Origin of the sequence: Lachnotalea sp. AF33-28 (assembly GCF_003477885.1) — a bacterium.
GTDB lineage: Bacteria > Bacillota > Clostridia > Lachnospirales > Lachnospiraceae > AF33-28.
Genome location: NZ_QUEE01000001.1, coordinates 45,506 through 66,890 on the forward strand (window position 1 = coordinate 45,506; position 21,385 = coordinate 66,890).

The following is a 21,385-nucleotide window of genomic DNA, read 5'->3' on the forward strand; positions in this document are numbered from 1 at the left end:
TCCTCATTTACTCCAGCGATTCAAAGTTCCTTTCAAATCTCGGGCAGAGCGGCGCGCCGTCCACAATGGTCTGATGGACCCCGCGGATCAGCTCCGCAGCTACAGGCACCATCTTCTCATATCGGCTGAAAAGCCCGGCATTGCTGTCCCGGCAGCGCATATCATCTTTCAGCTTCAGCAGATGGCCTTCCATGCTGTCGTAGCTGCCGCTGGCCTTCATGATCAGGTGCAGGGCCGCGCGCTTTGCCTTCCCCGGCGCCACCAGTGCGTTTTTGAAAAACCTCATCTGTTGCAGCGCCCTTTTAGCCTGCACAGGGGTGATCCCGTCATAGAAACCGGCGATGCACCCGGCGGTACGGTCATCTGTGGGGACAATATCCCCGATCCGGTATCTGAACGGATCCACATGATCCCGGTACATCAGGTATTTCTCAAATTCGCTCTCAATGTGAATATGCCCCGCACCGGTAACCCGCATCTGTTCCGAAACAAACGGATGGCATTCGCTGTCCAGCGCAAAGTGGCAGATAAAGCCCATCAGATAAGCATATTCCATAGAATCCGTGCCTTTTTCTTCTATGACCTGAAAGGCGCCTGACATAAATTTTTCAGCCGGTTCCTCATGTATGCGGTAGCCGGTCTGATTGATCTCATTTTTAGAAAGCGGTTCATAAAAAAAGAGATAATCCGGCCCCTGCAGGCCGATCCTAAACTGCACCCTGTACTTCCATATAATGTCCCGGATTTCCCCGGACAGCAGCTCCATCACACGGTTTCCAAAGGTATCATGGGCATAGATCGCTGGCATGGCTTCCTCCTGTCTATACTGTTATTTTAAGAGTTCCTGCACCGGTGTGCCACCGTTAATATGTACAGGCTGTGTAAAACTTTAGTAAAGCCGTTTCATACATCCTATTATAATTTATGCCGGATGAAATAGCAAAAGAAAAATGGCCGCATAAGCCTTCACTTACGCAGCCATCGCACCCATTTTCAGTTACCGTACGCAGCAATCTTCCTGCTCATCCCGCATAATTACGAAGAAAGCTTTGAGTCCTCTCATGGGTGGACCGAAATACTTCTTCCGGCGTCCCCTCTTCTACAATCACGCCGCCGTCCATAAAGATGACGCGGTCTGAGATTTCTCTGGCAAAGGCCATCTCGTGAGTGACGATCACCATGGTAATATGCAGGTCGGCCAGGGATCGGATCACCTTTAATACCTCCCCCGTAAGCTCCGGATCCAATGCTGAGGTGGGCTCATCAAAAAACAGTATCCTCGGGTTTAACGCCAGCGCCCTGGCGATGGCGACTCTCTGGCACTGCCCGCCGGAGAGCTGGCAGGGATACGCATCTTCCTTTCCCTCCAGACCCATCTTGGCTAAGAGCTCCCTCGCGGTTTCATACACCTCTGCCTTATCGCGTTTCTGTACGTGGATCGGCGCATCCGCGATATTTTTCAGCACGGAGTAGTGGGGAAAAAGGTTAAAATTCTGGAATACAAGCCCGTAACAGCTCTTGACTTCCCGCAGTTCCTTCCCCTTCACATAGGAGACGCTGCCGTCTTCCTCCCAGGCCGCCTTTTTTCCCATATAGATCAGCTCGCCCCCGTCCATCCGCTCCAGCATGGTCGCACAGCGGAGCAATGTGGATTTTCCTGAACCGGAAGGCCCGATGATGGATACAATCTCCCCCTCCTTTACAGAAAGTGAGATATCATCTATGACTCCCAGACCGTCAAACGATTTCTTTATATGGTTCATCTCCAGCAAAAACATCTCAATCCTCATTTCCGGCATACCAATGCGCCGTTATGCGCACTAGCGGTAATAAGCCATCTTTTTTTCCGCGCGCTCCATGATAAACGCAACCAGCAGGTTGAATATATAATAGAAGATTCCGGCAGCCACCAGCGGCATCATGGATGTCTGGGATACCGACAGGGATTTGGCCACATTAAACATCTCCAGCACGCTGATCGTATAGGCGAGAGAGGTATCCTTAACCAGCGTGATCACTTCATTGGTCACCGCCGGCAGTATCCTTTTAATCACCTGAGGCAGTATGATCTTGAAAAATGCTGAAACCCGGCTATATCCCAGCACCTCCGCCGCTTCATACTGTCCTGTGGGCATGGACTGGATACCGCTGCGGTAAATTTCCGCAAAATAGGCCGCATAGTTGATGACAAATGCCGCGAAGGCAGCCCAGAGGCGATAGCTGTTGTTGATCTGGATATGGAACAGATAATAGGGGCAGTAATAGACCACCATAATCTGCAGCATCAGGGGCGTTCCGCGCATAACCGATATATAGAACTTCACCAGCGTGCTCAATATTCTGTTCTTAGACATCCTGCCAAAGGAAACCAAAAGTCCCAGCGGCAGAGAAAACACAAGCGTCACCACAAAAATCTGCAGTGTCACTCCCATACCACCTGCGATTTGCCGCAGCATTACTTCCAGGCCCATAGTATCTCCGTTCCCGCACTTTTTTGTCAGCGTTTTTGTTTCATTTATTTTCCGATGGTCGTAATATCGCTGCCAAACCACTTCTCGGAAATAGCTGCTACGGTTCCGTCCGCAGCCATCTCTTCCAGCGCAGCCTGCACCTGATCCCTTAAGGCTTCGTTGCCAAGCTTAAAGCCGATGCCGTATTTCTCGGAGGCCAGTTCTCCGTCCAGCATCTTAAATCCGTCGCCTCTCTGCTCGATCTGATAGCTTGCTACCACGACATCTATGGCGATGGCATCCACCGCGCCCATCTCCAGATCCATAAAAGCCGCATTGTAATCCGGCGTGGTCTGCAGCATGGAAAATGTGCCCGTCAGTTCCGGCATTTCAGCCAGCGCGGCTTCCGCGGAAGAATCCGTCTGCACTTCCACAATCTTGCCGGCCAGATCGTCAAATGATGCGATATCGGAATCCGATCTCACCACAACCACCTGGCGGTTGTTCATATACGGATCAGACCATGTATAGTCCTCTTCCCTGCCGGTCATCGTAAAACCGTTCCAGATGCAGTCGATTGTGCCCGCATTCAGTTCCATATCCTTGCTTCCCCAGTTGATCGGCTGCGGTACAAAGGTCTTGCCAAGGCGGTTTGCCACCTCTTCTGCCAGTTCAAGATCAAACCCTATGTATTTTCCGTCATCCCCCACAAATCCCATGGGCGGGAATTCCTGATCAAATCCAACGGTAAACGTTGCGGTTTCCCCCGCATCCGGCGCCGACGGTTTATCCGTCTCCGGGACACTTCCGGCCGCATCTGTCTCTTTGCCGGCATCTGTGCTCTCCGAAGCGGATCCGGCTGTCGTTGCGGCTGTCTGATCCTTATTACATCCCGCAAGAGAAAATACCAGCGCAGCACATACTATCAGGCTTAAAAGTTTCTTTTTCATAATAATCCTCCTCATAATCCGGTTACATTATGCGGCGCTCTTCCCAGCCGCATCTTTTTCGCTCTACCATATTAGCACAGTAAAGTGTTTCTGTAAAGAGGAAAATGAGGGCAGCTTTTTTATCTTTTTAAGCGAACCAGCCCTGCTTCACTATGATCATCGCAACGCCCAGAACAGCCAGCACAATACCGGTGATTCGGTTCAGCCTGCGGGCGCTGGCCTTGTTGGCAAATCCAGCCGCCCCCAGCGCACCGGCCAGTGTGGCGGCAGCGCATACGACCAGCGCCGTTATATCGGGCGCCCCACCGATCGCCATATGGCTGGCCGCTCCGGTAAGCGCCGTAAAGGCCATGATAAACACACTGGTACCGACCGCGGTTTTCAGCTCATAGCCCAGCACGCTGGTCAGGATCAGCAGCATCATCATACCGCCGCCTGCGCCGATAAACCCGCAGATAAACCCAATCATCGCTCCGGCCAGCAGCGACTGTATATTTTTAGTTTTCTCCGGCTTTGCGGCATTGGCTTCCTTAGTGGTCATAACCGGGCGGACGATGAACTTAATGCCCAGCAAACATGTCATATAAACAGAAAAGTTTCCCATGGCCTGATTTGGCACGTGGGATGCCACATAGCTTCCAACCATCGTAAATAACAGGGTGGTCACCAGCATAAGAATGCCGTGGCGTATATCAATATTTTTGTTTCTGTAATAAGTCCAGGCCGATGCGGCGCTGGCAAGCACATCGCTGGCAAGGGCGATACCCACGGCCTCATAGGCGGGAAATCCCAAAAATGTAATCAGCATCGGCGAGATAACAGCCGCGGCCGAAAGCCCTGCTAAACCCGTACCGATTCCGGCCCCCAGGCCGGCGATTATATATACAATCAGTTTAACAGTCATAATCCATGTCCCCTTCTATATTGTGAATAATTTTGTCCAAAATCGTGCCGAATAACTCCATCTCCTCCGGCGTGACTCCTGCCAACAGGCCGGCAAAGAACTGCTTCTGAGCCTCTTTCAGGTTCACCGTCAGTTCATGGGCACATGGGGTCAGCAGCAGATGTGTGACTCTTCTGTCCTCTTCATCCTGCCGGCCGGACAAGAGCCCCTTTTGGCTTAGGCTTTCCACCGATTTGCATACATGGGATTTGGACATTGAACGGTATTCCACAATATCCCTGGCCGTATCAAAAGAAGGATTATTGGCCAGAAACAAAATCACGTCCACCTCATTCTGCGTCAGGCCGTTTTTCCTGGCCAGTTCCTTAAATACAGCGTCGTACCGTTTCTTCCCTTTTCCTCTGCTGTACAGATACTTTTCCGTAAAACCTCCGCTCCATTCGCGCATTCTCTCACCTCCTCCCGGACTTACCAATCGCACTTGATGAACTGCGCACACTTTCAGTGTTCTTCCTCTTTTGCGTCAAATCCGTGTATTCACGGCCTTCGCCTTATATAGTTCTCGTTTGAACGGTTCAATATTAAACTATATCAAATTTACTACCTTCTGTCAATTGCATTTTTTCCTTAAAAAAGCTATAATGTTACAATAAATATATCATTATTCATGCGCATACACACGCAGAAACGGGGGATTGCTATGAAAAAAGAAGTGAGAGTAAAACCGGGAAGAGGGCAGTCATTGATGGGCTGCATTGGCGGACTGGTATTTGTCGTCCTTGGTGTCTGCGTTGTAATACCCACCTTTGGCGCTTTTGGCGTGCTGTGGACCGTCTTTGCCCTGATCATCACGGTCACAAACGCGATCAATGCATTTACAGGCGAAGGGATTGCAAGCCACCGTTTTACAATAGAAGACGATTCCCCCTCCGCTGCCGGACGGCTCGAAGAATTAAAGGGATTATATGAACAGGGTCTGATCACACGTGAGGAGTATGATAAACGCAGAGAAGAGATCCTGCGTGAGATTTAAATCTGCCGTGTAGGTGTGCCATACGGGAAAAACTAGATAAAGCGATTTCCGATAGAGAAACAGACATCCTGGGATTATAACACAACAGCGCCGGCCGCTCTTGTGTGCAGTGAAAAAATCCCGCATGCAGCAGTCAAAAGGGCGAAAGCAAAGAATGCTTTCGCTCTTTCTATGATAAAAACAGAATTCATACCACAGGAGGAAACTTTTATGCCTCCGCTACGGCATACCGATCCCGTCCCGATCTTTTCGCATCATACAGAGCCCGGTCCGCCTTCATAAACAGCTCCTCATACTGGCGGCTGCCGCCGGTGCATACTACGCCAATGCTGATTGTGATCTCATTGCAGCCGTCCGGCAGCCGGATCCCGCGTATTTCCCTGCTAAGACGGACGCATTTCTCTTTTAACGCCTCGCTGCTTTTGGCATCCCCTATGTAGATCAGAAACTCATCCCCGCCCAGCCTTCCGATGATTCCGTCCGGCCCGAAGACCTTATCCAGTATCTTAGCTACATCTTTTAATACACAGTCTCCTGCCAGATGACCGTATTCATCGTTCACTTCTTTAAAATGATCGATATCCACAATAAAAAGGGCGGTGCTGCGGTTTCTATCCTCCGCAAGCTTAAGCGTGACCAGATCCCTGGCTGCCACAGCGTTTAACAGGCCTGTGAGAGGATCTTTTCTGATCTGCTTTTTCAGAAGTATGCGTTCTTTATCTTCCTTAATATACAGCACTGTCAGTATCACAATCATTAAAAAGGCAATGCAGCAGACAAACGGCAGTATGTACTGTGCTGCTGAAAACATTCTGGGATTTAGCAGTATCCCGATGGCACAGGCCAGCATCCCGGCAAAGCAGCAGACGGACAGCAGTAAGACCGCCCTTAACATGTGATTGTTCTTCATCATAAGTTCGCTCCCATAATTAAACACGCATTCAGCCTGATGCTATAAACGGACAGCATTCCCGCAAAGGTACACTTTGGCGCGACCGCACAGGCTTTTAGATTTTGTTGCTACAGCAGTATTATTTTATCATAACACGATGGATTTGTCAGTAAAAAACTGAACAGTTCCGGTTCTCTTCCCTGATTTTTCGCATAAAAGCGGGCCTGTGGGCGGATACTAGAATAGATTTATCTATTCCCGCCAAAGTGTACTTTGATGCAACCGCGCTTTTTAATTTACAGGAACTCTTCCGTCCGCAATGCCAATGTATACCGCTCATGAAAGACCGATATCAGAAAACAGAAAGGTGGAATTTGACAATGGATCAACAGATATGCTATGGATATATCCGGGTATCTACAAAGGAACAGAACGAACACCGTCAGCTGCTGGCGCTTAAGGAATACGGCGTTTCACCCGAACACATCTATATGGATAAACAGAGCGGCAAGAATTTTGACCGGCCAAAATACCAGCTGCTGGTCCACAGTCTATTAAAACCGGGGGATCTGCTGGTGGTTAAGAGCATCGACCGGCTCGGAAGAAATTACGCGGAAATCCTGGATGAGTGGCGCTTTATTACAAAGACATTAAACGCGGACATAAAAATACTGGACATGCCGCTGTTAGATACTTCTCCGCGCCGCGATCTGGTGGGAACGCTGATCTCCGATATTGTGCTCCAGCTGCTCTCCTTTGTCGCGGAAAACGAGCGTGAAATGATACGGAAACGGCAGGCCGAGGGAATCGCCGCCGCCAGGGCCAGAGGCGTGCAGTTCGGCCACCGGCGCGAACCGGTTCCGGCGTATTTCCCCGCTGTCTACAGCCGCTGGAAGAACGGCGAACTGAATTACCGCGACTGCCTTAAAGCATACGGCTTATCCAAAAGCGCTTTTTACCGTCTGGTCAAAAAATATGAACAGGAGGATGCCGGTGCGGATACAGGCGGTATGCACTAACATTCTTCGTCCTGAAACACGAGCACCCGCTGCTGTCCCAGTCCGGCAAGGAGGTCTGCCGCGGTCCGTATCGGCAAGCACACGGCAAAAGGCGGTTTTCAAAAATATTAGAAATTTGTCAGAAACCCTTAAAAATAAATTTGCCGTTCAGTGATATAATAGCTATAAAATAGCAGTGAGCGGCCAAAAGGCACCCACTAAATACCACGTTATCCCGGCGGGCCGGAAATTATCTCTTTGCGCCCGGGACCGTGAGAATGAAGAGGAAGCAGTTATGGAACTACCGGAAGAGAAAAAAACAGCCGTCAGTTTAACACAGGGCTTAAGTGAATCACAGGTGGCCGAACGTGTATCCGCAGGCCTGGTAAATATCCAAGAAGATCAGAACAGCAAGAGCGTGCAGCAGATTATCCGCAGCAACCTGATGACGTTTTTTAATATGATCAACCTGATACTGGCAGTGCTGATTATCTGTGTGGGCTCCTTTAAAAACCTTTTTTTCATGGGGATTGTGATCTGCAATACCGCAATCGGAATCTTCCAGGAGATCCGCGCTAAAAGGACATTGGATAAGCTCTCGTTAATCACCGCAGCCAAAGTTTCGGTAATCAGAGACGGGGAAAAAAGCAAAATTGATATCTTCGATCTGGTCCAGGACGACATCATGCTGCTGGGAGCCGGCAATCAGATCTGTGCGGACGCCGTGGTGCGTGAGGGCATGGTTGAGGTGAATGAAGCCTTAATCAGCGGTGAATCCGATATCATCGCCAAGCATCCGGGAGATCCGCTCTATTCCGGCAGCTTTGTGGTATCCGGCAAGGCAAAGACCCAGGTTGTCCATGTCGGCAAAGACAGCTTCGCCAACCGGCTGATGTCCGAAGCAAAAGTGATGAAAAAGCAGAAATCCGAGCTGCAAAAATCCATCAATACCATACTCAAGATCATCAGCATCCTGATCGTGCCGTTAGGCGCAGGGCTGTTCGCCAGCCAGTATTTTGTAAGCGGCGCATCTTTCGGCAGTTCCATTGTCAACATGGTGGCAGCGGTGCTCGGCATGATCCCGGAGGGCCTGGTGCTGTTAACCAGCATCGCCCTGGCAGTCGGAGTCATTCATCTGGCACAGAAGCAGACGCTGGTGCATGAGCTGTTCTGCATTGAAACGCTTGCGCGGGTGGACGTGCTCTGTCTGGACAAGACCGGCACTCTGACCGAAGGGCGCATGAAGGTGGAGGATGTGATTCTGCTCAAAGAGCTGCCTTTAGATGAGATCATCGGCAATCTGCTCTGCAGCCTGAACGATGACAATGCCACCTTTTTGGCCATGAAGGACCATTTCCAGGACTGCCGTACTTATAAGGCCGGCCATGTGATCCCTTTCTCCTCCGCCAGAAAATACAGCGGGGTCTCCTTTGAAGGGAAAGGCACCTATCTCTTTGGTGCCTATGAATTCATGTTTCCTGACCACCGGGATGAAGATCTGATGGCACAGATTGACCGCCATACATCAAACGGCATACGCGTGCTGGTTCTGGCCCACAGCGATCAGGAGATCACGGAAAATGTGCTGCCGGCCGGGCTTTCCCCCTGTGCGATCATCCTCTTAAGCGATATCATACGCCCGGAAGCCAAAGAAACGCTGCGCTATTTCGCCGACAATGACGTACGGCTGATGGTGATCTCCGGTGACAACCCGGCTACCGTAGCAAATATCGCCCGCAAGGCGGGCCTTGAGGGCGCCGAATCCTATGTGGACGCCACAACGCTTAAAACGCCCGAACAGCTGCGGACGGCGGTGGACAAGTATCAGGTCTTCGGCCGCGTCACTCCGGAACAGAAAAAATCCATTGTGACCGCCTTAAAAGACAACGGGCACACAGTGGCCATGACCGGTGACGGTGTCAATGACGTGCTGGCCTTAAAAGAAGCGGACTGCAGCATCGCCATGGCGGCGGGCAGCGACGCGGCCAAAAACTGTTCCAACCTGGTGCTGCTGGATTCCAATTTCAGCTCCATGCCCTATATTGTCAGAGAAGGCCGCCGGGTCATCAACAATATCCAGAGCGCGGCTTCGCTGTTTCTGGTCAAGACCATCTTCTCCCTGATCCTGACCGTATTGACGCTGGTGATCAGCAGTTCCTATCCGTTTATACCGATCCAGCTGTCCATCATCAGCATGTGGGCTGTGGGCATACCAACCTTTATCCTCTCACTGGAGCCTAACTTCAACAGGATTACGGGGAATTTTTTAAAAAACGTGCTGCAGAACGCGCTGACCGGTGCACTGACCATCGTGGCGGAAATCAGCGTGATCACTTTTTTCTGCTCCATATTAAAAACGCCGGAGCCAGTCCGCTCCACTATGTGCGTCCTGGCCACCGGCATCACCAGCCTTCATATGATCAAAAAAGTTTATCCGCTGCATTCACTGCTGCGCAAGGCTGTTTATTATTCTATGTTTTTCCTCTATCTGGCCAGCTTGTTTCTGGTGCCTGACCTGCTTAACTTAAAAGACCTGGGGTATCAGGAAATGATCGTAACCATCAGCATCCTGCTGATCACGCCCCACGTGATAAACGGCATCTACAGCTTTTTAGAATGGGGCAAGCGCAAGGTGATCCGCCTGGAAGAAAAATGGCGGACAAGAAAGCTGTCCCGCAAGAAGATCAGCACACTGTCCTGATCACTCACCAAGCTGCTTCCTGTAAAGCTCCTCAAAATCCTCCGGCGCCATAGGCTTCGCATAATAATAGCCTTGGGCGCCGGTGCAGGAAGTATCCTGAAGCAGCTTTACCTGCCAGTCGGTTTCAACCCCTTCGGCCACTACCTTCATGCCGATCTCATGAATCATATGGATCATGGCGCGGACTACGGTCCTTCCTTTTTCCGTCATAACCTTCTCATTCAAAAATCCCCCATCCAGCTTGATATAATCCACGGGCATATTCTGCAGCATGTTCAGCGAGGAATAGCCGGTTCCGAAATCGTCCATCGAGCATTTAAAACCCTTCTGCCTTATCCTCTGCATATTGTCAAACAGACAGTCCGTATTGTCCACAAAAGCGCTTTCCGTCAGTTCCAGCTCAATATACCGGCCCTCCACCCCATAGGTTTTGGAGAGCTCAAGGAACCGGTCGTAGATGTTCGGATCGTAGGCATGCATCCTTGATACATTGACCGAAATCGGAACCGGCTCCATCCCCATGTCCAGCCAGCGCCGGATGAGCCGAAATGCCTGCTCCCACATGTAATCATCCACTTTAACGATAAATCCGTCGCGTTCAAACATCGGGACGAATTTTGACGGGGATAAGAGGCCGCGCACAGGATGCTGCCATCTCACCAGCGCCTCCGCACCGATAATTTTGCCCGTGCGGATCTCGTATTTGGGCTGCAAATAGGGGATGAACTCACCGTGCAAAAGGGCCGCTTCCATCTCATTTTCAATTGTCTTCTCCTCGATCTGCGCCGCCCGCATCCCCTCATCGTAAAAGGCAAAGGTTCTCACAATATTGCCCTTGACGGTTTTCATAGCCAGACCCGCATAATCGCAGAGCATATGCACCGGTCTCTCCCGCTCATCCGCGATGCAGATGCCGATGGACGGCACCGCACGGTAACTGGAAGAAAACATTCCCAGTTTTTCCGTGAGTTCCACCGCCATGTCCTTGAGCTCCTCCTCGTTGGCAAAGCTCACCATCATGCTGAAAATATCACCGTTTGCATGGCCGCAGATTCCGCGCCCCTTTGTCATCTCAGTCAGTGTGCCGGCAATGAAGCAGAGCAGCCTGTCCCCTTCCTCATAGCCATAGAGATCGTTGATCACCTTAAACCGGTTGACATCCAGCCAGAAAATCGCATATTTCACATCCGGATATCTCTCCAGAAGCTCCCGCCCATGCTCTTCGAAAGCGATCTTATTGTAGATGCCTGTCAGCTGGTCATACTCGGCCCGATATTTTAACACCTGTTCATTGCGGACGGATTCGTCAATATCACTGATCGTACAGATAATGCGCTGCCTCTCGCCGGACGGACCAAGCTTCAGCGCGGTCACGATCCTGCAGTAAAGATAGCTGCCGTCTGTCTTTTTAAGCCGGACCACCGATTGTGTGCTGACCGTATCCGCTCTGCGTTTTTGCTTAATCGCCTCTGCAAATCTGTCCCGCATCCCTTTCACGGCCGGCTTATCCTGCGGATGCACAGCCTCCTCCTCACTATTAAGCAGCGAAAGGGGATCAAGCGTACTGCAGGCAAACATGGCCATGCGGGGGGATACATAAAACTTCGCATTTTCAAAATTAAAATCCAGCACGATGGCTCCGGTCTGTTCCACAATGATCCGGTAGCGCTCTTCATCCATCTGGCGGAGGCGCAGCTCCTGATTCTGGCGGCGCAGCTCCTCGCTGCTTTTTTTGGCATCCACATCCATGATAAAACACAGATAGACCTCCCAAGCCGACTCAAGCGGGACCAGAGTCAGGGAAGCCCAGTGATACTTTCCGTCCTCCCACAGTTTGCGCACCTCTGTTAAAAGGCTTTCCTGCCCCATGGCAAAGGCGCTGCGGATATGATCCAAATTAAAAAACTCCAGAAAACGGTCCCTGTCTTCCGGACAGATCATCTCCTGGGATACCTGGGCGATTCCTTCGTTAAGCTTTCCCTCATCTGGCGGTGTGACATACTTACCTTCCACATGATAGACGATTCTATATGTGTTTTCTGTCACATTCAGCTCATAGAGCTCGTCATAGATCCCTCGAAGCGCGATATCATATTTTTGCTGGATGCTGCTGTTCTGATCTCTTTCCACTTTTATTTCCTCATCTGTAAATCAAACTGTCTGCAGCATTTCCTATCCGGCTATGGGCTTATTAAGATCATAGTAAAATGCATACTGCTGAAGGATACCTGCAAACCCCGCATAGCGTTCGAAGGGAAAGCCCTGCGGATACTGTTCTTTCAACACCCGTTCAATATGAGTATCGACAGGGAAGGCCTCTATATGATGGAGGGCGAAGAGACATATGCAGTCGGCCACCTTTACGCCGACTCCGCAGAGCTTCATAAGCTCTGACTTTGCCGTCTCATAGTCCATGCCCTCAAGCGCTTCCAGACAGAAACTCCCTCTGTCCACCGCAGCTGCGGCCTCCTGAATATAGCGCTTGCGGTAACCCAGGCCGCAGGCGTTAAATCCTGCCTCGTTGAGACAATGCAGCTGTGCCGGCGTAGGAAAGGCATAGTAGATATCTCCCCTAAGATTTGTACACCGCGTGCCAAAGGTCCTGCACAGGGATTCCACACATTTCCGGATCCTGGGAATGTTGTTTCTCTGCGACAGAATAAATGTGATCAGCATCTCCCAGGAATCCTGCCGCAGGATGCGTATTCCGCTGCCAAAGGATGCGGCACGGCGCATGTAGGAATCCTCTTCTTTGATACAGGCCTGTATGGCGCCGTAATCGGTATCCAGATCGAAATACTTACGCCACCGGCCCTCAAATTCTTCCTCATCACAGGAAAATATGACTTCTGAACCTGACTGGCGTATCTCCAGCCAGTCGGATCCGGCCGTCAGCACAAAGGTGTCCGGCGCTGTCCTGACCAGCCGGAAGCATTGCCCGGAATCTGCGATCTGTCCTATATCAAATTGGCTTAGCGTTCGTCTCATCTCTTCCTCATCTCTTCCTCATCTCTTCCGCTTCTCCGCTTTTCTCCGATTAAAACTTGCGTATCCGGTCTTCCTCATCCCCCACGCTTTTATCGATCGATCTGATCACCACATAATAGCCCCGTTTTTCGTCAATCTTCACGTATACCCGGTCGTTCACCCTGTGATGGACGATCGCCCTTCCAAGAGGAGAATCGATGCTGATCATGCCGGCCAGCGAATTTCCCCTTATGGTAGTCACCAGCTTATAGGTTTCAGTTTCATCGTCGTCCTCAAAATATACTTCCACCACATTGTTCAGGCCGACCTCGTTTTCTCCCGATTCATCGGACACGATTCTGGCGGTCCTGATCATTTTTTCAAGATAGCGTATGCGGCTCTCGTTTTTGTTCTTGTCCTTCTTCGCCGCATGATATTCGAAGTTCTCGCTCAAATCACCCTGTGCCCGGGCTTCCTTTACCGCCTCCAGTGCCTGTTTGCGCACCACCAGCCTGCGGTATTCGATCTCTTCCTCCATTTTTTTAATATCACTTTCCGTCAAACGGTCATACATCGGATTCAAGCCTCCTGTTTACAGATATTTCTTTTCATATTCCTCTATCGGTATCGGCCGGCTGAACAAATAGCCCTGTACCAGCTCCACGCCGCAGCCTTTTAACGCCGTCAGCTGTTCTTCCTTCTCAATTCCCTCCGCAATGAGCTTTATTCCCATCTCCCTGCAGAGCTGTGCGATGGTCTTAACGATTCTGCGCGTCTTCGGATTGTCCGCCACATCGTCCACCATGGTTTTATCCAGCTTGAGCACGTCAAAATCCACAGCGGTCAACAGAGAGAGATTCGCATACTCCGTCCCGAAATCATCGATCGCAACGGCAAATCCCGCCCGCCTAAGCTCCTCAATGAGTTCCTTTAACTCGAAGTCCTTAGCATCGCGCATGCTTTCCGTGATTTCGATCTCCAGATAATTCGGTGAGATTGTGTACTTTTCACTGATATCTACCAGTCTCTTTACAAAGCCCGGCCCGGTCAGAGATGCGCGTGAGAAATTAACGGAAACCGGAAACGCCTTTTTCCCCTCATTCACCCACTTTTTCAGCTTGGAACACACGAACTCAAATACGAAAAAGTCGATCTGCATCACAGAGCCCGCCTCTTCAAGCAGCGGCAGAAAATTCCCCGGCAGAACCAGAGCGCCTTCTCTTGGCTGATAGCGGATCAGCGCTTCCGCTCCCACTGTGTTGCCCGCATCGGAGGATACCTTGGGCTGGAAATACACGACAAACTGTTCCTTGCTGATCTTGTCCTGCAATACCTTAGGATCTGTCAGAGGCAGCACTTCATCGCTCTCATGGCGGTAGCGGACTGTGGAAGGATGCCTGCGGTAATAATCCTTCTTATCCTCATACATCCTGGAATCGGCATCTCCCACGATTTGGCCGATATCTTCAACGGTTTCTGACCAGCAGGACCCGATCGCAGCCTTGCAGTTCTGGTCCGCATGGAAACATCGCTTGAGCTGCTTGACTCTGTCCGCAAAAAGATCGCTGCTGATCTTATAGCTTATGATCACAAATTCATCTCCGCCAATCCGGTAATACTCCGCATCCCCAAAGACTTCCCGCATCTTCTGCGCGCTTTCCTGAAGCACTTTATCCCCAAATGCATGGCCGCAGCGGTCGTTGATCTCTTTCAGACCGTTCACATCCAGAAATACGATCCCCAAGGGAGCGCGTTCATGAGACAGCGCCTTAAGATCCTGAATATATCGGTTGCGGTTATAAAATGTCGTCAGTGTATCGTAAAAACTCAATCTGGAAAGCTGCTGCTCATTATCCGCCCGGCGGTAGCTTAACATCAGAAAGTAGCAGAGGGTCTGAAGCAGGGAAGCGATGTTCTGGAGACGCTGCGGCGGCGGATTGTCCACTCCCAGATAACCTTTCAGCTCGCCGCCCTGCTCCATAGGTGCGGCTACCAGACTGCGGATGTTCTGCATAGTGAGCACCCGGTATTCCTCCGGTGATGTGTCTTTAAGCTTCTCAACATCTTCCACTATCACACATTCGTTCTTTGAAAATACGGATCTCCAACGGTCGATCAGGCTCTCCGGCATTCCCTGAAGCTGCTCACGCTGCGGTATTACCCCCATAGCACACCATTCAAAATCATTGTACATCCGTCCGTCGCGGATAAAAAAGAGATATGCACGCTCCGCAGATAAAAAGCTGCCGAGCCGTTTTAGGACTTCGGATACGCCGGCTACAAGATCCTGCCCCTGATAGAGAATCTGCACACTTCCCATCACCATTTTTTCCGCATCCAGCGTGAACTTAAGCTGCTGCTTCTCCATCTCTGACTCCGTGGTATCAAATGCGATCTCCATTCGGGCCGGCCGGCCTTCCCACTCGATTATGCGGTCCTTAAGCAGATAATGCCGCTTTGTCAGCGGATTGGTATATTCCCATGTGTAATTTTCCCCCGGACTTAAATGCTCATTGGTGCAGAACGGGCAGGGCGTCTTTCGTCCCTGCAGAAGGGCATAGCATTTCCTGCCGGTAAAATCCTCAATGCCGAAATTTTTGCGTCCGGCTTCATTAAGAAAGAGAAGCTCATAGGTATCCATATCGGAGACATACATCAATTCGGAGATCTCATCCATCGGAGCCCGCAGCTCTCTGGATATTTTGCTTAAATAGCTGCTTCTCTCCCGATTCTCAACCTCCTGCTGTCTAAGCACCTCCCGTCTTTTGTTCTGTCGCCAGCCGATCCAAGACAGGAGGATACAGGCCGCGCCAAATGCGACTGCAACATAAGCCATGATCTGCCTAGTCTGATACACGCGCTTTTCCGTATACTTTTCAGCCTCCTCCACCGCGGTATTGGCCAATTCGAAATAATCCTCGCTTAAACGGAACAGTTCATTGCCGTCAGCCCCCTGACGGACCCGGCCGATCTCCGCCTTAAGCTCTTCCCAGCCATCCTGCATGACGGATATTATCCGCTGAAATTCATTGCTATTAAGTCTGATCAGGCCGTTCTCCCCACTGCCGGTGGAAAGTTCTTCCAAAAGGCTGTCCAGATACCCGATCAACACATCGTCGGGCTCATGGGCGAGTTCCTGCTTGATCAGGCGCTGCGTGCCGCCCCGCACCACTCCCGCATAATTAATTACTCTGGCATTGCCCTGCAGCGTATGGATACAGGCCAGGGATATACCCACCGATATTATAAGCGCCAATCCCAGCACCGCTGGAATTATTTTTCTCTGCATATGCTTTCTCCGCCCACTTATGTAATACGACCATCATAACAAATTTAGCGCGAAAGTACAACCTAATCCGCCCAAATGGCGCAGGGCATATAAGCCGCCCAAATGGCGCAGGGCAGAGCATGCCCCTCATTGGGATACGCTCCGCCCTGTCATACGCTACTGTCTCTCTGTAATTGTTACATGCACTGTATCGCCCGGCTGTTTGCCGATCGCCGCCCGTATATCCTTGCGCAGTCCGAGGATATGGCACGGAGTTCCCATGCGCACGATGCTCCCATCGTATTCCGCCGTATCGAATACGGCATGTACCTTTACCCGGCCTTTCCCAAACTCCTTCTTTACATCAAAGGGGATCTCCACATATGCCCCGTCGATATCCGGGACCTTTTTGATCACGGCATCGAACTCATAAACTTCGCTGCTGCTCATATATGCTCCTTTATCAGATCTACCGCCCGGTCCGTCAATTCACCCGCCGTAAGCGTGCCGCTCATCCCAGCCACAAGGATCTCACAGCGGTTCATGGGGATGAGGATCTTTACTGCCCGGCTCTGCCCCACCGCTGCAGCCATAACCGGAGTGACCTCTCCCAGCAGGCTGTCAGCCACCACGATGCCCACCGGCCCGACAATAATATCCGCATACCGGCATGCCGCAACAACCGGATTCTCGCCGGTTGCCGCATTCTCAGCGCCGCCTTTGATCATGTTGGAAGTGGCAATGCTGTTGGTCCCCACCGCGATGATCTCCTCATCCGGCAGCGAAGCCTTTATTTTTTCAATCAGAAGCTTCCCGATCCGTCCGCCCTGACCGTCGATTACCAATACTGTCTTATGTTCGCTCATGCGCGCTTCTCCTCATTCTGATACAGATATTTGGCGGCATGTCATGTGCCTGGCCGCCTCCCTTTATTTTAGCATAGAATGGACGCTGCCGCCAGGGGGGCAGATCGCTCAACTACTATTCGCATTTTCTAAGGCCATCTGCTTCATTGGCTTTGCAGATCCATTGTGTGGACAGATCCATAGCCGCTCTGCAGGCCTGCGTCTGATCCAGGGAATTCAGCATGACAAAATCATGTATGATCGCCTGAAACTGCACGGAGATCACGGGCACTCCGGCCTCCCTAAGTTTCACCGCATAGGCCTCTCCTTCGTCACGCAGCACATCCGCCTGACCGCTTAGGATCATCGCGTCGGGGAGACCCTCCAGCTGGCTCGTATCCGCACGCAGCGGGGATGCAAATATCTGATCTCTGTCCCGGCAGCTTGCGGTGTACTGATCCCAGAACCAGATCATCCCGTCCCTGTAGAGATAATAGTCTTCGGCAAAGGCGCAGTAAGAGGCGGTATCAAAACATGCATTGGTCACTGGATAGTACAGAAGCTGCTTTTGAATATGAGGCCCCCTTTTATATTTTGCCATCAGCGTCATAGCGATCGCCAGCTGGCCCCCGGCGCTGTCCCCGGCCACCGTCAGCGTATCCGGATTCATCGAGAAGCCTGCCCGGGCTGCAAGTTCCTGCACCATGCACAAGACGGAGTAGCACTGCTCGATGGCAATGGGATATCTGGCCTCCGGAGCGCGGGAATACTCAGGGAATATCACGATGCACCCTGTCCTTGCGGCCAGCTCCCTGACCAGTTTTTCATGGGTATGAAAGCTTCCGAATACCCATCCGGCTCCGTGGATGTAAAAAATCACATTCGCCGGGCTGCATACCTGCTCCGGTATCACCGTATATACAGAAACCGCACCCCATCTGCCGGTCATCACCGAAGTGCATTCTATCCGCGCCGGATAAAGAAAAGCCGGCGCGTTCTGGGTCTCTTCCAGGATTTCCCTCCCCTTAGCCGGGGGAAGCTGATAAATTCTCGGGCACTTCATGCTCTCATTGCTGACAGCCTCCGCCGCCTTTTCCAACTGTACCGCTCGTTTCATATAGTCTCCTTTTATGATCTTTATGCTCTATCATATGCGGCGGTACAACTTTTCCGTTCAAACAGGATCAAATGTTTCGATCGCCTTATCTTAGCCGGGGGAGAATCTCCCCCAGGACCTCTGCCGCACGGTTGAGCTACCTCGCCAACTGCGTGCTCCTGCCTTACAGACGCGCCAGGGCCACCAGGCATCTGTGGGAACAGTACCGTGCGGCAGGCCCATCGGTTGGCTCGGGGGCAGATTTGAACAAAGGCTGTCTCATCAGTTTGAGACACCGGGCTATAGGCTTTCTTTAAAAATATCCACGATTTCCACACGATTAAGCGCCTTGTAACCGCCGTCCATCAGAAGGGTGGCATCGGCCAGACCCTCCACCATATCTTCGTCTGCTCCCAGCTCGCGGATATTCGTGACAAGGCCCAGTTCCTTCATCCAGCACTCCATGGCGGTAAGGCCCTCGCGGGCGATCGCTTCATCCGTTTTGCCGGCGGCATCCACATTCCATACATTCACTGCAAAACGACGGAATTTCGCAAGGCCATAGGGCAGAATATGCCGGTAGTAGGGCAGTGATACGGCGGCCAGCGTCATGCCATGTGTGGCGTCGGTATACGCGCCCACCGCCTGGCCCAGCATGTGAACCATCCAGTCGGTGCTCTTGCCCTGGGCGATCAGAGTGTTCAGCGCCCAGGTCGCCGTCCACATGAGGTTGCTGCGGGCCTCGTAATCGGCAGGGTCTTTAACCGCGATGCGGCTGGCATGGAGCACCGAACGCATCAGCCCCTCGGCAATGTAATCTGAGGTGTTGTCGTCCTCACCGGAGAAGTACTGCTCGCAGATGTGGTTGAAGATGTCATAAATTCCGGACACCATCTGATATCTGGGCAGCGTGAAGGTGAAACGTGGGTTGAGGATGGAAAACTTCGGGAAGACCTCTGTGCCGAAAACATGACCGATTTTACGCTTCTGCCCGTGGTTGGTAATCACCGCGCCGCCGTTCATCTCGCTTCCGGTGCCCACCATCGTTAGCACGCAGCCCACCGGTACAATCTCGCAAGTAGGTTCTTCAAAGTGCAGATAATATTTCACCCACGGGTCCTCTTCGCAGTGGACAGACACCGAAACCGCCTTGGCGTAATCGCACACCGAACCGCCGCCCACGGCGAGGATCAAATCCGCCTTGCAGGACCGTGCCCGCTGCACACCCTGGTACAGCTTTTCCACCGTGGGGTTAGGCATGACGCCGGGATCCTCGGTGACAGACTTGCCGCACTCCCGCAGCACAGCCAGAACCTGATCATAAATACCGTTTTTCTTAATAGAACCGCCGCCATAGCACAGCAGCACGCTGGGCCCGTATTGCTCCAATTCCTGTTTGAGATGGGCCATGGCGTCCTCGCCAAAATGCAGGCGGGTGGGGTTGCAATAACTAAAATTTCCAAGCATTTTCATCACTCCTATATTTATTCAATGTTTTCCGGTTTAATCCGGGATTTATTTTACTGATCGTAAGCAGAGTAAAACGTCCATATCCTCCAGCTTGAAATGATTGATACATGTAATTATTCCCCCATCGAGAAGGTGACAGTTACATCGCCGTTTCCAAGGGCTTCCTCCCATCCGTTCAAATCTTCAATCCTGCCAAGGCGAGTATAACTCCAGGAATTGGAACCATAAAAGATGACGACCTGGTTCCCTTGATATAGCACAATATCCCCCGCCTGAGTGGTGGTCTGACTGTTGCTGGTGGGAAGGCTTAGTCCCAAAGGGCCCACTTTCTCAAAACTGGAATAATCGCTCATCTGGATAACCACCGGAGCCTCGCGCATCATTTCGGTCAAAGCCTCTGCGGCATCGTTGTTTTCCGGAGTCGCAGTGAAAGTCTGCCCATCCACCTGGACAGTCCATTTCATCTGAGCCGCCTCCTTTTCTGTTGATTCTGACTGTGGGGACGTGGGCGCAGAAGGCTGGACTCTGGAAGACTCCTTGTCAGGCAGCGAGTCCGGCTGCCTGTTTTCCACCGGCAGGTTAAGGCTTTTGATCCATTCCTCTATTTCTGCCTGGGAACTTCCGTCCGCAAAACGCCGGCCGGGCAGCCAGTCGGCATCGGCCGCCAGGCCCTGGATATTTGTGCTGCTGGAACCGATCCCGCTGCTGCCGGAGGTACAGAAGGGAACAATGATTTTCCCACTAAAATCATAGCTCTCCAAAAAAGTGCTGATGATACGAGGGGCCTGGCCGTTCCAGATGGGGTAGCCCAAAAACAGGATGCCGCAGTCCTCCATTTTCCCCACCTCACCGGAAATTGCAGGCCGGGCGCTGGGGTCATTCTGCTCCGCCTGGGAACGGCTGGAGGGATCGCTGTAGTCTAAATCTTCTAAAGTATATGGGGTTTCCGGCACGATCTCATAGAGGTCGGCATCTAAAACATCCGCCACACCCTCGGCAAGCGTCCGGGTAGTGCCGGTGGCAGAAAAATAAGCCACCAACATTTTGCCACTCTCTTTACTGTCCATCGTTTCCGAGCCGGAAGACGCCGAAACCGTTTCCTTAGAAGAGGGAAAATTTGCGTTTCCCGTCTCTGCCGGAGCGGATGGGGTTTTGCAGCCAGAAGTGGCCAGTATACAAATAGCTGATAAAATGAGTGCTGCAAATTTTTTCACAGCCGCACCTCCTTGTGACTTTTAAACGGATTACTGAATTGCTTTTCCCATCTCACAGGCTTTTCGGAGCGCAGGGTGCCCAGCGATTTCGCCGGGATCGTTCACGCCGCCTGCAAACACCGTACCGGCTAACCGGGCGCGCTCAAAGCAGGCAATCCAGCCTTCCAAACCGCTGACCGCGCGGCCGTCCACACCTTCTTCATCCTCCGCAGCGGCAGACAGCATGTAAATATCCCGAAAAGCATAGTCCGAACCGAACAGGGAGTTGGCACGGTCAAGCAGCGTTTTCATCTGCCCGGACATTTCGTAGTAGTAGATGGGCGTGGCAAAGACAATCACATCCGCATCGTGCATCTGCCGGACGATTTCCACCGCATCATCCCGGATGATACAGCTGCCGTTTTTTTGGCAGGCAAAACACCCTGTACAAAAGCCAATGGTTTTCTTTCGCAGGCTGACCTTCTGCACCGTATGCCCGGCCTCCATGGCGCCTTTTGCAAAAGCGTCCGCGAGAGCCTCCGAATTGCTGTTTTTCCGTAGGCTGGTCGATAGAACCAAAATAAGTTTGCTCATAACAATATCTCCTTTTCTATGTTT

At 51.7% G+C, this 21,385-nt stretch carries 20 protein-coding genes; 3 read left to right on the plus strand and 17 right to left on the minus strand.

Annotation, left to right across the window (positions count from 1 at the left end):
- Positions 1 to 7: 7 nt before the first annotated feature.
- From DWZ56_RS00215 to DWZ56_RS00240, 6 genes are all read right to left on the minus strand, one after another.
- Entirely contained in the window at positions 8 to 808 is an 801-nt protein-coding gene (locus DWZ56_RS00215; protein ID WP_118554375.1) for a zinc dependent phospholipase C family protein, read from the minus strand.
- Positions 809 to 1,022: 214 nt separating this feature from the next.
- Positions 1,023 to 1,778 carry an amino acid ABC transporter ATP-binding protein gene (locus DWZ56_RS00220; RefSeq protein ID WP_118554376.1) on the minus strand — a complete coding sequence of 252 codons (756 nt, stop codon included), beginning with the start codon at positions 1,776 to 1,778 and terminating at the stop codon, positions 1,023 to 1,025.
- Between the two features lie 42 nt (positions 1,779 to 1,820).
- Positions 1,821 to 2,471: an amino acid ABC transporter permease gene (locus DWZ56_RS00225; RefSeq protein WP_118554377.1), complete on the minus strand. Its 651-nt coding sequence runs from the start codon at positions 2,469 to 2,471 to the stop codon at positions 1,821 to 1,823.
- Positions 2,472 to 2,515: 44 nt separating this feature from the next.
- Entirely contained in the window at positions 2,516 to 3,400 is an 885-nt protein-coding gene (locus tag DWZ56_RS00230) for an amino acid ABC transporter substrate-binding protein (RefSeq protein ID WP_118554378.1), read from the minus strand.
- A 127-nt stretch (positions 3,401 to 3,527) separates the two neighbouring features.
- Entirely contained in the window at positions 3,528 to 4,304 is a 777-nt protein-coding gene (locus DWZ56_RS00235) for a sulfite exporter TauE/SafE family protein (RefSeq protein WP_118554379.1), read from the minus strand.
- A complete protein-coding gene (locus DWZ56_RS00240; RefSeq protein WP_118554380.1) occupies positions 4,294 to 4,752 on the minus strand; it encodes a MarR family winged helix-turn-helix transcriptional regulator in 459 nt (152 codons plus the stop codon). Before DWZ56_RS00240 ends, DWZ56_RS00235 begins: the two co-directional genes overlap by 11 nt.
- A gap of 252 nt (positions 4,753 to 5,004) precedes the next feature.
- Here DWZ56_RS00240 and DWZ56_RS00245 point away from each other — a divergent pair, with 252 nt between their 5' ends.
- Positions 5,005 to 5,337, plus strand: a complete 333-nt coding sequence (locus DWZ56_RS00245) for an SHOCT domain-containing protein (RefSeq protein WP_158584363.1) — start codon at positions 5,005 to 5,007, stop codon at positions 5,335 to 5,337.
- Between the two features lie 208 nt (positions 5,338 to 5,545).
- Here the strand turns inward: DWZ56_RS00245 and DWZ56_RS00250 are convergent, their stop codons facing one another.
- Positions 5,546 to 6,250: a GGDEF domain-containing protein gene (locus DWZ56_RS00250; RefSeq protein WP_118554382.1), complete on the minus strand. Its 705-nt coding sequence runs from the start codon at positions 6,248 to 6,250 to the stop codon at positions 5,546 to 5,548.
- A 359-nt stretch (positions 6,251 to 6,609) separates the two neighbouring features.
- On the opposite strand from DWZ56_RS00250, the gene DWZ56_RS00255 reads away from it, so the two are divergent.
- Positions 6,610 to 7,248, plus strand: a complete 639-nt coding sequence (locus tag DWZ56_RS00255; RefSeq protein WP_118554383.1) for a recombinase family protein — start codon at positions 6,610 to 6,612, stop codon at positions 7,246 to 7,248.
- Between the two features lie 274 nt (positions 7,249 to 7,522).
- Positions 7,523 to 9,928 carry a cation-translocating P-type ATPase gene (locus tag DWZ56_RS00260; protein ID WP_118554384.1) on the plus strand — a complete coding sequence of 802 codons (2,406 nt, stop codon included), beginning with the start codon at positions 7,523 to 7,525 and terminating at the stop codon, positions 9,926 to 9,928.
- Here DWZ56_RS00260 and DWZ56_RS00265 read toward each other — a convergent pair whose 3' ends face one another.
- The 10 genes from DWZ56_RS00265 to DWZ56_RS00315 form a co-directional block, all read right to left on the minus strand.
- The gene (locus DWZ56_RS00265; RefSeq protein ID WP_118554385.1) at positions 9,929 to 12,058 is read right to left on the minus strand and encodes a putative bifunctional diguanylate cyclase/phosphodiesterase; all 2,130 of its coding nucleotides are present in this window, start codon (positions 12,056 to 12,058) and stop codon (positions 9,929 to 9,931) included.
- 42 nt (positions 12,059 to 12,100) lie between these two features.
- The gene (locus DWZ56_RS00270; RefSeq protein ID WP_118554386.1) at positions 12,101 to 12,916 is read right to left on the minus strand and encodes a DNA-3-methyladenine glycosylase family protein; all 816 of its coding nucleotides are present in this window, start codon (positions 12,914 to 12,916) and stop codon (positions 12,101 to 12,103) included.
- A gap of 49 nt (positions 12,917 to 12,965) precedes the next feature.
- Positions 12,966 to 13,469, minus strand: a complete 504-nt coding sequence (locus tag DWZ56_RS00275; RefSeq protein ID WP_118554387.1) for a GreA/GreB family elongation factor — start codon at positions 13,467 to 13,469, stop codon at positions 12,966 to 12,968.
- 18 nt (positions 13,470 to 13,487) lie between these two features.
- The gene (locus tag DWZ56_RS00280) at positions 13,488 to 16,184 is read right to left on the minus strand and encodes a sensor domain-containing phosphodiesterase (protein WP_118554388.1); all 2,697 of its coding nucleotides are present in this window, start codon (positions 16,182 to 16,184) and stop codon (positions 13,488 to 13,490) included.
- A gap of 156 nt (positions 16,185 to 16,340) precedes the next feature.
- Positions 16,341 to 16,613, minus strand: coding sequence for a DUF1905 domain-containing protein (locus DWZ56_RS00285; protein WP_118554389.1), 273 nt, complete (start codon positions 16,611 to 16,613; stop codon positions 16,341 to 16,343).
- Entirely contained in the window at positions 16,610 to 17,029 is a 420-nt protein-coding gene (locus DWZ56_RS00290) for a DUF3842 family protein (RefSeq protein WP_118554390.1), read from the minus strand. The genes DWZ56_RS00285 and DWZ56_RS00290 overlap by 4 nt, the downstream gene beginning before the upstream one ends.
- A gap of 115 nt (positions 17,030 to 17,144) precedes the next feature.
- Positions 17,145 to 18,125, minus strand: coding sequence for an alpha/beta hydrolase (locus DWZ56_RS00295; protein WP_118554391.1), 981 nt, complete (start codon positions 18,123 to 18,125; stop codon positions 17,145 to 17,147).
- 279 nt (positions 18,126 to 18,404) lie between these two features.
- Positions 18,405 to 19,571, minus strand: coding sequence for an iron-containing alcohol dehydrogenase (locus tag DWZ56_RS00300; RefSeq protein WP_118554392.1), 1,167 nt, complete (start codon positions 19,569 to 19,571; stop codon positions 18,405 to 18,407).
- 116 nt (positions 19,572 to 19,687) lie between these two features.
- A complete protein-coding gene (locus DWZ56_RS23000; RefSeq protein ID WP_243094990.1) occupies positions 19,688 to 20,788 on the minus strand; it encodes a flavodoxin in 1,101 nt (366 codons plus the stop codon).
- Between the two features lie 30 nt (positions 20,789 to 20,818).
- Positions 20,819 to 21,361: a flavodoxin family protein gene (locus tag DWZ56_RS00315; RefSeq protein ID WP_118554393.1), complete on the minus strand. Its 543-nt coding sequence runs from the start codon at positions 21,359 to 21,361 to the stop codon at positions 20,819 to 20,821.
- Between the last annotated feature and the right edge of the window lie 24 nt (positions 21,362 to 21,385).